This window comes from Paraferrimonas sp. SM1919 (assembly GCF_010993985.1).
GTDB lineage: Bacteria > Pseudomonadota > Gammaproteobacteria > Enterobacterales > Shewanellaceae > SM1919.
Genome location: NZ_WINH01000004.1, coordinates 1 through 12,885, shown reverse-complemented (window position 1 = coordinate 12,885; position 12,885 = coordinate 1). Strand labels below are relative to the sequence as shown.

Annotated in this window: 10 protein-coding genes; 4 read left to right on the top strand and 6 right to left on the bottom strand. The window is 43.0% G+C overall.

Annotated features, from left to right (window positions below):
• Positions 1-21: 21 nt before the first annotated feature.
• Complete coding sequence (locus GFB48_RS03205; RefSeq protein WP_163931068.1) at positions 22-585, bottom strand: GNAT family N-acetyltransferase; 564 nt, start codon at positions 583-585, stop codon at positions 22-24.
• Positions 586-657: 72 nt separating this feature from the next.
• On the opposite strand from GFB48_RS03205, the gene GFB48_RS03200 reads away from it, so the two are divergent.
• Together GFB48_RS03200 and GFB48_RS03195 are read left to right on the top strand one after the other, a co-directional pair.
• Positions 658-2,358, top strand: a complete 1,701-nt coding sequence (locus GFB48_RS03200; RefSeq protein WP_205597671.1) for a bifunctional UDP-sugar hydrolase/5'-nucleotidase — start codon at positions 658-660, stop codon at positions 2,356-2,358.
• Entirely contained in the window at positions 2,359-2,898 is a 540-nt protein-coding gene (locus tag GFB48_RS03195) for a DUF1415 family protein (RefSeq protein WP_163931065.1), read from the top strand. It abuts the gene before it with no gap.
• Between the two features lie 38 nt (positions 2,899-2,936).
• Here the strand turns inward: GFB48_RS03195 and ligA are convergent, their stop codons facing one another.
• The 3 genes from ligA to GFB48_RS03180 form a co-directional block, all read right to left on the bottom strand.
• Entirely contained in the window at positions 2,937-4,955 is a 2,019-nt protein-coding gene (ligA, locus tag GFB48_RS03190; RefSeq protein ID WP_163931063.1) for an NAD-dependent DNA ligase LigA, read from the bottom strand.
• Between the two features lie 61 nt (positions 4,956-5,016).
• Positions 5,017-6,162 (bottom strand): cell division protein ZipA, encoded by a 1,146-nt coding sequence (gene zipA / locus GFB48_RS03185; protein ID WP_163931061.1) that lies wholly within the window; start codon positions 6,160-6,162, stop codon positions 5,017-5,019.
• Between the two features lie 11 nt (positions 6,163-6,173).
• On the bottom strand, positions 6,174-9,545 hold the full coding sequence (locus GFB48_RS03180; RefSeq protein WP_163931059.1) for an AAA family ATPase: 3,372 nt from the start codon (positions 9,543-9,545) through the stop codon (positions 6,174-6,176).
• A 205-nt stretch (positions 9,546-9,750) separates the two neighbouring features.
• On the opposite strand from GFB48_RS03180, the gene cysZ reads away from it, so the two are divergent.
• Together cysZ and cysK are read left to right on the top strand one after the other, a co-directional pair.
• Positions 9,751-10,500, top strand: coding sequence for a sulfate transporter CysZ (gene cysZ, locus GFB48_RS03175; RefSeq protein ID WP_163931057.1), 750 nt, complete (start codon positions 9,751-9,753; stop codon positions 10,498-10,500).
• A gap of 129 nt (positions 10,501-10,629) precedes the next feature.
• The gene (gene cysK / locus GFB48_RS03170; RefSeq protein ID WP_163931055.1) at positions 10,630-11,598 is read left to right on the top strand and encodes a cysteine synthase A; all 969 of its coding nucleotides are present in this window, start codon (positions 10,630-10,632) and stop codon (positions 11,596-11,598) included.
• A 161-nt stretch (positions 11,599-11,759) separates the two neighbouring features.
• Here the strand turns inward: cysK and GFB48_RS03165 are convergent, their stop codons facing one another.
• The gene (locus GFB48_RS03165) at positions 11,760-12,008 is read right to left on the bottom strand and encodes a hypothetical protein (RefSeq protein ID WP_163931053.1); all 249 of its coding nucleotides are present in this window, start codon (positions 12,006-12,008) and stop codon (positions 11,760-11,762) included.
• A gap of 162 nt (positions 12,009-12,170) precedes the next feature.
• Positions 12,171-12,521, bottom strand: a complete 351-nt coding sequence (locus tag GFB48_RS03160) for a hypothetical protein (protein ID WP_163931051.1) — start codon at positions 12,519-12,521, stop codon at positions 12,171-12,173.
• Positions 12,522-12,885 lie beyond the last annotated feature (364 nt).

The window sequence follows — 12,885 nt, the reverse complement described above, 5'->3', positions numbered from 1 at the left end:
GCCATGGCCACTGCGGCGTTTTTAATTTATTAATTTTCCCATAATAACGTCATCAAACCATTGCTGATGCATAAAACGGTGTTGCTTTAAGTAGCCCTCTTGGCTGAAGCCGGTGTTTGCCAATACTTTCAATGATGCCAGATTATCACTGTAACAATGGGCCATCACTTTATGAACATCAAATGACTTTAAAAGGAGTAACAACTGTTGCAGCGCCTTTGTGGCAATTCCCCTTCCCTGATGCTTACCATCAATTAAGTAACCCACTTCGACTAAGCGACTGGCTGGGTCAATAATTTTAAAGGCAATCATACCTACTGCTTTATCATTTTCATAAATAGTAAAATCGACAAATTGTCTGGGTATTAATGCATCAAATAAAGCCATTGGAATTAAGCCTAATTGCTGCAGCTGCTGCCACTGTTCGAAAGTTTCTGCATGATTAAGACATTCATCAAAAAGTTCTGCAAGTTGTTCTTCAGAATCGAGGCTGTCAGTGACATAAAAGTGTAATTTTTTGTTGCTTCTTAGTTGGTAAAATAGTGGCCAATGCTGCTGCTTAAGGGGCATAATTGATACTGTCATTTATTCATTACTTCCTAGTGTGGGTGTGCTAACCTTGCCTTATTCATCAGGGATTGTTTTTTGGAGAGTTATTTGGATTACCGGTTATCCCTTGCTCATATCAACGATACTCACTCACATTTTGATCCGAGTGAAATTCGTTTTACTTTAAAAGATAACGACCACAGTTATCAACTACAAACCACAACAGGTGGTTATAATCGTATCGAACAGTACAAAAACCAATTAGCGCATCAAGCTAATGAAGACAATACCCCCTTTTTATTTCTTCATGGCGGAGACTGTTTTCAGGGAACCTTATATTTTTCTTACTTTAAAGGTAAGGCAAACTCACATCTACTTAATATTTTGCAACCTGATGCCATGGTTATTGGTAACCATGATATTGATGGTGGCAATCAAGAATTTGCTAAGTTTGCAGCCGATGTCAATTTTCCAATTTTGGCGGGAAATATGGATTTAAGTGGCGAACAACCCAAAGAATATCCATTAAAGGGCTTAGCAAACCTTTACGACTATGATCACCAGCAACAACGGGCTAAATATATAATTAAAGATTTCTATGATACCAAACTCGCCATTGTTGGTTTGACCATCGAACACATGCCACAGATTGCAACCCCTGATCCTGACACGGAATTTCATAATGCAGCTCAAGTTGCTCAGGCAACAATCAAGCACTTACATCAGCAAGGGATCAAACACATCATCGTATTAAGCCATTTAGGTATTGTGGATGATCGAATTTTGGCTCAGCAAGTAGACGGGATCAGTTTGATCGTTGGCGGCCATAGCCATACCCAGCAAGGCGATCTTCGTCCCCTTGGATTTAACACACATTTACCGTACGCAGAAAAGGTCAATGACGCCGTTATCGTGCATGCCGGCAAATACGCAGAAGTCTTGGGGCATGGGCAATTTCAATTTGATAAATCAGGTAAAGTTACCAAAGTTGCAGGTAACAATTATTTTTTAGTGGCGCCTCCTTATAAAATTAAACGAGCCAATAAATGGTGCGCTGCTACTCCTGACAAAATCCATCAGCTCCATGCTATGGAAAACATTATTGAAATCAGTACCGTAGGGGAAATTGAGAAACAACTGGAATTACATTATCGGCCGGTGATAGAGGACATGAGTCGAAATGCTATCGACTTTTTCCCTGTCTCCCTTTGTCACCAAAGACTGCCAAGTAAAAGCAAGCCCCAGGGCAGTACGCTGGCACCGATTGTCGCGCAAGGGTTTTACTATGCTTGTCAAATCAATGGTTTCAAAATTGATGCAGCCATTCATAATGCCGGAGGGGTAAGAAACTCAATTCCTGCCGGCAGTGTTACCGAAGCAGACATCGCCGGCAAAATACTGCCCTTTGCCATCCCGCTTGTGCGCTTAAAAATTTCAGGTCAGCATTTAACTCAGGCACTCGAAAGCGCCATTGATCATGCTTATAACAACGGAGTACAGGGTACAGGCACCGGCAGCTTTCCCTATTGTTATAACCTCAAATATCACTATCGAGGGAATGCCCCCATGGGGCAGCGCTTAAGCATTCAAATTTGGCGTAATGATGACTGGCAGCCACTACAGCCACAGCAAGACTATTTTATTGTTTGTTCAAGTTATACCGCATCGGGTAAAGAGGGTTATCAAGCGCTATTAAATAACCAAGGTAAATTGACGCTACCGATTAACATGGCTGAGAGCTTTATCTTATTTTTGCAAAAAAATACGGTTAGCCTTTCTGAACACAAAGGCATTGAAGTGGAGTTTTAAATGGCTTGCCCTTATAAACAAACCAAAGCGTGGGTAGAGGCTTTTATTGTGAAGTTTAATATTTGCCCATTTGCTAAACCGTCAATAGAACAACAAGGCTTGGATTATCACATTTGTGAGCACAGCAGCTTAGATGAAGCGCTAGAGGCCACCCTGACCCATGCCCATCAATTGGCACAAGACCCCAAAATTGAAAGCCGCTTATTGATTTTCAATAATGGCTTTACCAAGTTTGAAGACTTTTTAGAGTTGATTGATTACTGTGATGCCATGTTAGCGCCAATGGGCCTGACAGGACAGGTACAAATAGCTCACTTTCACCCAGATTACTGTTTTGCTGATGTTGATCCTGAAGATCCTCAAAATTTCACTAATCGGGCCCCGTGGCCAACCTTACACTTAATCGACGAACATGCGATGGAACTGGCTTTAAGTGGACCAATAGACAGTGAAGCGGTACCTGAGCGCAATATTGTCTTTTGCCAACGCCGCGGCCACCAATACCTGCAGCAACTCCTCAATAGCATAAAGTCGCTGTAAAAAAGCCAGCTCAATTTGAGCTGGCTTTTGCTTAGGCGTTACGCCCCATATTGTTCAAAGATGCTGATCAGGCCTTGTTCATCAATCACCTTGATGCCAAGCTCAGCAGCTTTAGTTAGCTTGGAACCAGCTTTTTCGCCTGCCGCTACGCAGTCAGTATTCTTAGAGACACTGCCTGCCACTTTAGCCCCTAATTGTTGTAATTTAGCCTTAGCGTCATTACGGTTTAGAACACTTAAAGAACCGGTCAACACCCATGTTTGCCCTGCCAGAGGCTGTGCATCGGCTGCCACTTCTTCAATGGCTGGCCAGTTAACGCCGCTTGCAATCAGCTTATTAATCACTTCAATATTTTCAGCTTGGCTGAAGAACAGTTGAATATGCTCGGCCACCACATTACCAATATCGTCTACCTCCAACAGTTGCTCGACTGTCGCATTTTCAATCGCTTCGAGGCTCTTAAAGTGACTGGCAAGATTAGCTGCGGTGGCTTCACCCACTTCACGAATACCTAGCGAGTATAAAAACTTAGCTAAGGTAGTGGTTTTAGCTGCGCTAATGGCGGCAATAAGATTGGCCGCCGATTTTGGCCCCATACGTTCTAGGGTGGTGACCATAGAAGCATTAAGCTCGAACAAATCGGCCGGGGTTTTCACCATTTCTTTGGCAACCAGTTGCTCAACCACTTTATCGCCCATGCCGTCAATGTCTAACGCTTTGCGTGAGCTAAAGTGGCGGATAGCTTGAGTACGTTGGGCCTGACAGAATAAACCACCGCTACAACGGCTAATGGTTTCGCCCTCTTGCTTATCAACCGAGCTGCCACATACTGGACATTCAGTGGGGAACACAATGTCAGTTAAAGTTTTACCCTCACGCTTGGCTTCAACAACGGACACAATCTGTGGGATCACATCACCAGCACGACGTAAAATCACCGTATCACCGACTTTAACCCCTAAACGTTCAACTTCATCGGCATTGTGTAAGGTAGCATTCGATACCGTCACACCACCAACAAATACCGGCTTTAAGCGGGCAACAGGGGTAATGGCACCGGTACGGCCGACTTGGAATTCAACGTCTAATAGCTCGGTCATTTCTTCTTGAGCAGGAAACTTAAAGGCAATCGCCCAGCGCGGAGCTCTGGCCACAAACCCTAGGGTTTGTTGTTGGGCCAGTGAATTAATTTTAATCACCACACCGTCAATGTCGTAGCCTAGGTTACTGCGGCGCTCGCCAATGTCTTGGTAGTAATCTAATACCGCTTCAGCACTGGTTAACAGCTTAGTTTCCTTTGAAGAAGGTAAACCCCAGGCTTTTAATTGCTGTAGTTGCTGATAATGGGTATCGGCTAACGGCTGCTGCTGATCTTCCACAACTCCCAGTGAATAAGCATAAAATGCGAGTGGCCTTGAGGCCGTCACCTTAGAGTCTAATTGACGGAGGCTTCCTGCAGCCGCATTACGTGGGTTAACAAAAGTCTTTTCATTTTTAGCAATGGCGCGGGCATTGAGGGCTTCAAAACCTGCGGTTGGCATCACCACCTCACCGCGAACCTCTAACACAGCGGGGAAATCATCCCCCACTAACGACAGCGGCACGTTTTTAATGGTTCGAACATTTTGGGTAATGTCTTCACCAACACGGCCGTCACCGCGAGTAGCTGCCGACTCTAATTTGCCGTTACGATAAATTAAACTCACCGCCAACCCATCTAATTTAGGCTCACAGCAAAATTGTACTTGCCCAACTGCCGTTTCCGCGCGCTTTACAAAGGCATAAAACTCGTTGTCATCAAAGGCATTATCTAAAGACAACATTGGCATTCTATGTTCTATTTGAGAGAACTTTGATAACGCTTGGGCGCCTACTTTTTGGGTTGGTGAATGCTCACTGGCGTACTCTGGGTAGCGTTGCTCTAGTTGCTGTAACTGCCTCAATAGCCTGTCGTATTCAGCATCTGGGATGCTTGGGTTATCAAGAACATAATATTGATAATTATGTTGCTCTAAAGTATTTGATAATTGCTGAATTTGTAGTTGAATATCTGTCATTTCAATATCTTTTGTTACAACGACTGGGCTTTTGCACAGCGCTTAAAACCAAAAAGCAGCCCTATTGGGCTGCAGACAATGTGACTTGGTCAATGATCTGATGATAATTGGCCAAGCTGCCTTCGGTGAGTGGCTGACGTTTATCATCAAGTAACATTGCACCTAGGGCATCTGCCAAAATTTGTGCGGATTTATGCATTGCATTAAAACGGGCATGAGTATTATTCACAGCAGCAATGTCCATAAAGAAACTCACGCCTAAAGTCGTAAATTTATCCATAGAATCTAGGTCGAACGTACCAGGATTAATCATATTTGCCACAGAAAACACCGGAGCCTCATCTTGACCGGCCACATCACTGTATCGATGGAATATATCCATATCACCATATTTCAAACCTAACTCCAGTAGTAGCGGCAACAATTCTTTACCATCAAGGATTTTGCCTTCTTGGGCATGAACACTTAATAGTAATATTTGCGGCTCAACTGGTTTCTCGGGCGCAGGTTTGGCAACATTCGCTGGCGCGACTTGGTCGACATTAACAGGTGCAGCTTCGTCAACATTAGCAGGCCTAGCTTCGTCAACATGAGCAGGCGTAGCTTCGACAATATTAGCAGGCCTAGCTTCGTCAACATTAACAGGCGTAGCTTCGTCAACATTAACAGGCGTAGCTTCGACAATATTGGACTGTGCAGGGGCCACTGGCTGCTGCGGTTCATCATTATTGTGCTGATTAAATAAAGCTTCACGTTCGCTGTGACTGACCTCATCCTCAAAGTCGAAATTTTGTTCTTGCTTTGGTTGTTGCTGTTCATCAAGCAATACTTGTTCTATATCAAACACTGGTTCTTGCTTTGCTTCATCCAAACTCAGCTCCAATTGCTCGATTACATCAGCCTTAGCGGTAACCGTTGAATCGAGTTTTGGTGCTTTATTTACTTTGATATGGAGATCTTTGGCACGATTATTTTGTGGATTTTCAACTAAAGAGTTCTGTTTAATCAATTGCTCTTTGGCTTTGTTTTCCCCCACCACACGAACGTCACTAACACCAAGTTCAGAGTCGGTTGCTTTTCTTTTAGTCGTTGTGTGCTGATGGCTATTAAAGATTTTTTGCTTACGAAGCGTCCAAATTCCATGGATCATTACGGCAATTATCGCCGTTAAGCCAATAATTAAAATAGCGATTTCAAGATCGGTCATAACTTTTTCCTTTACACGGCATCTACAAACGCCAATGCTTGTTCCATATCTACTGCTACAATTCGAGACACGCCTGGTTCATGCATGGTCACCCCTGTAAGCTGTTCAGCCATTTCCATTGAAACTTTATTATGGGAAATATAAATAAACTGTACAGTACTCGACATTTCTTTCACCAAGCGACAAAAACGGCCAACGTTAGCATCATCCAAAGGCGCATCAACTTCATCAAGCATACAAAATGGAGCTGGATTTAACCTAAAGATTGCGAACACTAAAGACAGTGCCGTGAGCGCTTTTTCACCACCTGAAAGTAAATGAATGGTGGCGTTACGTTTACCTGGGGGTTGCGCCATAATGGTCACCCCTGTGGTCAATAAATCCTGCTCGGTTAAATCAAGGTAGGCACGGCCACCACCAAATACTTTGGGGAACAACTCTTGGAAACCGGCATTTACCATTTCAAAGGTTTCTTTAAATTTAGCCCGAGTTTCTCGGTCAATTTTAGCAATCGCTTGCTCAAGTGCTTCTAAAGCCTTATTCAAGTCAGCGTCTTGCTCATCCAAGTAACGTTTACGCTCAGACTGCTGTTCGTATTCTTCTACTGCGGCTAGGTTAATCGCACCTAGTCGAGCAATTTTTTGCTTAACTTGTTCAATCGAACTGGCGAGTTGATTTACATTCTTACCTTGAGCCTGTTGCAGCACTTGTTCAACATTCAGATTAGCGTCTTTAAGTTCGAGTAAGAAATTATCTGCTTGGGTTTTGATGCCCTCACGTTTTACCTTTAGATCCGAGATGGACTGCAGCAATTGTTGCTGTTTATTACGCAACTCTTGCTCATCAAGTGCCGCTTGACGACGACTGGCTTCGAGTTCACTTATTTGCTCTCTAACGCTAGTCAGCTGTTGCTCTAATTCTATTTTTTGCTCGAGTAAGTCTTGTGTTTCTGGTTGTTGCTGTGGCTGATGTTCTAAAGCCTGTTCCAATTGCATTTGCAACTCATAGGCCTGCTCTTGCAAAATATTTGATTGTTCAGATTGTTGCTCACGAGCGGTTTTCAATAACGCTAAAGACTGTTTTGACTGGGTCAATTTAGCCTGCATTTGGACGAAACGCTGTTGATAGTCCTGCTTAGCATCTTGCAACTGTTGTAATTTTGCTTGAGCCTGGGAAAACAAAGCTTCTTTAGCGCTAATGGCATCTTCAAGGGATTGCAACTGTTCTAAAGCCTCCTCTAGCGCTTCCTCTATGGGTAATAACGCTTCGTCAGCAGTGGCTAATTGTAATTGAGCCTGCTCAAAGTCTTGCTGCCATTTTTCAGTTTTAGCTGCATTGGCCTGCTTTTGCTGTTCAAGTTGTTGATTTTGCCAAAGCACTTGTTTGAGCTGCTGCTGTTGCTCATTAAGTTTATTTTTCAGTGGCTCAAGCTCGCTATTTATCTGGGTAAATTCAGATTCTAATGCTTCTAATTGAGCTTGAAGTTGTTCCACTAAGGCTTCGCTCAGATGTACCTGTTGTTGCAACTGCTGTTGGTTTTCAGTCAGTTCGAGTAGAGATTGTGCCGCCAGCGGCTGAGCTAAATGCCCACCTTTAAAGAATTGTTGACCATCTTGGGTTATGACTCGTTCATGATCACTTAGATGCGGCAATTTTTGCTGGGCCATTTCAGCCGTTTCAACAAAATGAGTATGCTGTAACCACGGCTTAAGGTTGACCTCACTCATTAACTGAGAAAAATCACTGTCATAGCCCTGGCTAAAACCCTCACCACCGGTCTGGTTTACAGGAGCTTCCAATAACGGTCCTAATGCCACTTCAATCGCTTTACGCCACTGTTTGTCATATTCTAAAAATTGAAAAACCTGAGGTCCATCATAGCTTTGCAATGCCGCCATTTGTTTTTCAACGGCAGTTAGCTGCCCCTCTTGAGAGGAAAGTTGCTTTAGTGCTTCTCGGAGCTGGATCTGCAATTGTTGTTGACGTTCACCCGATTGCTGTTTGCTTTGCTGCAATTGATTGCGCTCACCATATAGAGCTTCAATGTGAGCTTCTAAAGCGGCCACATCGGCGGCGTCAGCATATTGCTGTTGCTGATTATTCGGGTTGTCGGCAGCCAAACGAGACACTGTATCTTGCCAGCGATTTAACTGAGCCTCCCCTTGAGCCTTTTGTGTTTGCCACTGAAGAACTTGCTTACGCAGACTTTCTAACTGCTGTTTCTGGCCAACAAAAGACTCTTGTTCTAGTGAAAACTGCTCTTTTTCAACTTCATAGGTTTCAGCCTGCATTTCAAGTTGTGCTTCTAGCATCTCTAATTCAGGCTCAAGCATATCAATTTCTTCGGCTAACAGCTCATACTGCTGTTGCTGGTTAAGATTGTTTTGCTCATGGGATAACTGCTGTTGTTCAATTCGACTGAGCTCGTTTTTCAACCTTTCTTGCAGTTGTTTTTGATGCTTACCATGCTGTTCTAGTTCATTAATTTTTGAAGCTAGGGTAAAAATTTGTTGTTGTAGCTGTTGCTCGCTGTCTCTAAGTTGATGCCCTTGTTGTTCAGCATCAACATTACCTGCAAGCATGGCGGTCAATTTTTGGTTGTAACTTTCAACTTGAATCAGTTGCTGTTGCAGTTGGGCTTCAATCTCAGACTGCATCAAAGATTGTTCAGACCATCGCAGGGCATGGAGCTGATGGGTTTCACTGCGTTCTTGAGCTTTTAATTCTCTAAAACGAATAGCGGCATTGGCCTGACGTTTTAATTTATCAAGCTGAGTACCAAGCTCTAATCTAATATCGCTTAAACGCTCTAGGTTTTCACGGGTATGGCGAATACGGTTTTCGCTGTCACGACGACGCTCTTTATAACGCGAAACCCCCGCGGCCTCTTCAATAAACACCCTTAAGTCTTGGGGCTTAGATTCAATCAGCCGTGAAATCATGCCCTGCTCAATAATGGCGTAACTGCGAGGCCCTAAGCCGGTACCCATGAACAGGTCGGTAATATCTTTACGACGACATTTATTACCATTTAAGAAATAGAAAGATTGAGCCTCACGGTTAACCATACGTTTAACCGAAATCTCATTGTAATTAGCATACTGACTGCTCACCCGCTCATCGGTATTTTCAAACACCAACTCAACCGAGGCTTGGGAAACGGGTTTACGAGCATTTGAACCATTAAAAATGACATCTGTCATGGCATCGCCACGCAGGTTCTTAGCAGAGCTTTCACCCAATACCCAACGTACGGCATCAATCACATTCGATTTGCCACATCCGTTAGGGCCTAAAATAGCAGTTAAGGCATTGGGAAAGGGTATTTTAGTTGGGTCAACAAAAGATTTAAACCCAGCTAACTTTATTTGCTTCAGTCGCATCTTGCGAAAAATAAACTCTAAAATGGTTCTTAGTTAGTACACCATATTAACAATATAATGAGCCAAAAAACCAGTATAAAAAGTTTAACTGAGAGCATTTCAATCAATCGTTACATTTACCGGTATTTATGTAACAGTTTTTCCCTTGCCAAGTCGACTATTGCAAGCAACAATGCCTTTTTAAATACTGAAGAAATCGACCATTATGCATCAATCAGGCGCTCGCTACTTTTTTCAAGGGTTCAACTTAATTAAACAGCCTAAATTATTGCCATTTGTAGCCATCCCTTTCACTATCAATGTCATTATCTTTATTGCCGGTTTTTATCACCTATTTGGTTACCTTGAACAGACCATGACTTGGTTTGAACAAAGCGTACCTGAATTTTTAACTTGGCTTACCTACATCCTATGGCCACTGGCTATCATTTTAATGCTGTTAACCATGGGAGCGAGTTTCTCTATTGTTGCCAATTTAATTGCCGCCCCCTTTAATGGCTTATTGAGCGAAAAAGTAGAAGAGCATTTATTAGGTGTTAAAAATAATGGGTCTTTGCTAGAAGTAATCAAAGATCTACCTAGAGTACTTGGCCGCGAATGGCAAAAATTAAAGTACTGGGTTCCAAGGGCTATCCTTTGTTTAGTTCTTTTTTGGGTACCGGTTATAGGGCAAACCGCAGCGCCAGTCATTTGGTTAGTTTTTTGCTGTTGGATGTACGCCATACAGTATTGTGATTTTCCTTTTGATAATCACAAAGTCTCTTTTACCGATATGAAATCACAGCTTGGGGAAAATAAAAGCAAAAGTTTGAGCTTTGGCCTAGCAGTAAACCTACTCACAATGGTACCTATCCTGAATGCCATCGTAATGCCTGTTGCCGTCTGTGGCGCCACTGCAATGTGGGTTGACCATTATCGTAAGCGTAATACTTTAGACAAGTACATGCAAAGGTAGCACATATGCATATAACTAAATTGAATATACGATAACTAAGCGGCTTTTCCTAATTGCACTAAGTTGAATATTATAGAGTTATTCACTACAGCACAAAGTGAACCCTATTTAGACAAGGAGCTGCCACAAATGAGCAAGATATACGAAGACAATTCATTGACGATTGGTCAAACCCCACTGGTTCGTTTAAACAAAGTCAGTAACGGTAACGTCGTTGCAAAAGTTGAATCACGTAACCCAAGCTTTAGTGTGAAATGTCGTATTGGCGCCAATATGATTTGGCAAGCTGAGAAAGACGGCATCTTAACTAAAGATAAAGAGTTAATTGAGCCAACCTCTGGTAACACAGGTATTGCCCTTGCGTTTGTTGCTGCCGCCCGTGGTTACAAACTGACCCTAACTATGCCGAACACAATGAGCCTTGAGCGCCGTAAACTGCTTAAGGCCCTAGGTGCCAACCTAGTGCTGACCGATGGTGCCAAAGGCATGAAAGGCGCGATTGATAAAGCCGCTGAAATTCAAGCCTCTGATCCTGAAAAGTACGTATTGCTGCAGCAATTTGAAAACCCTGCCAACCCAGCCATTCACGAGCAAACCACAGGCCCTGAGATTTGGGAAGCCACCGAAGGCAACATTGATGTGTTTGTTGCAGGTGTAGGTACCGGCGGTACCATCACTGGTGTTAGCCGTTACATTAAACTCAAACAAGGTAAAGCCATTACCTCAGTGGCAGTAGAGCCAACAGACTCACCGGTGATCAGCCAAAAAATGGCTGGTGAAGAGCTAAAACCAGGTCCACACAAAATCCAAGGTATTGGCGCAGGCTTTATCCCAGCCAACCTAGATTTAGAAATGATTGATGCTACTGAACAAGTCACCAATGAGGAAGCCATCGAGATGGCCCAACGCCTAATGGAAGAAGAAGGCATTCTAGCCGGTATCTCTTCTGGCGCTGCCGTCGTTGCCGCCAACCGTATTGCTGCCAAGCCTGAATTTGCAGATAAGCAAATTGTGGTGATCCTGCCGTCATCAGCAGAACGTTACTTATCATCGGCATTATTTGCCAATGTGTTCACAGACCAAGAATTAGTTCAGTAACTCCCCTATCTTACTGAATTAACTAAGCCCTCGAATTCGAGGGCTTTTTTGTTTAGCAGGGAGAGCGGGCTGAGTATATAGACCTGGGACATAGTAAACACTTTGTCCGAAGACATAGGTTACACTGTAGTGGCAGAGTTAATTTAGCTACCGGATTAGGGTTACTCAACTTCCAACCCTGCCTTTAGGCTCTCTAGTTCCGTTTTAAGCTCATAGACTTGTTTATGTGCCACATCAGTATCAGCAACAAGCATTACAGCTACCGATTCACATGTTTCACTTAAGTGTTCGTGAATCCGTAGAAACAGATCTTTGGAATAAATCTCCTCACCTATTCGAACTAAACCACTGGACTCAAGATACACAAATATATTGCCCTCAGTTACCGAACCACCGCATGGGCTGTACATTGGAGTTCTATGACATGCTGTCGCTAAACTCAGTAGCAATGCTATGCCCAGAGCTTCTACTATTCTCATTATCTGACTAGGAACCCTAACGCTTCAATAACCGGCACGTGATAGTGCATCCGGCACCGAAGGCGCTGCCTATCCTTATTTATTAAGTTGCATTTATATTCCATAAGCTAACATAACAGCCATTGCAAGAGGCATTAAAAGCAAAACAACAAACATTACAACCTCCAGCCACTCTTTAGCCACAGTTACAGAATACCAAAACGGATTTGTTGAGATACTTGAATCGAGCTTTCCGAAGTACTGCAAAAAGCCAGCAATGAAGAATGCCTCAGCCCCTAATATTGCAGCTAACATAGCGATAAATGATAGGTATGGATTTTGATGATTAATGTTGCTCAATATAAAGAAGAGAACAATAAGAACAACAGTTGAAATAATGAATGATTTTTTCAGGTAAGCATATTTCACAGCTACCTCATTAAATCCTTTTGGGGATAATGTCATCCAAACTCCTTTGCAATTTAACGCCTCAATAAGAGGAAATTTATAGTTGGCTAAAAAATTAACTATAGCCACCCATTATTAATCAATAAGTTACAACACTAAGGATTGCTCTTCAATCAGGCATTACTCATGTTGAGGTTAGTCAGTGGCTATTGAGGGGGAAACTTGTGTTCGATTAGCTTGGTTTGTTTGCTTTAAGTGGTTATATGCACAAATTGACGCAGCATCAACCCACCGCGAATGCGGTGCAAAGATATAATGAGGAAACAATAGGTTTACTCGAAGAATTGGCAACTTTGTTTGAAATGCTTTCGCCGCCTTTCTAAGTGCTCACAGTATTTATCATATTCTTGCAAGGTACCCA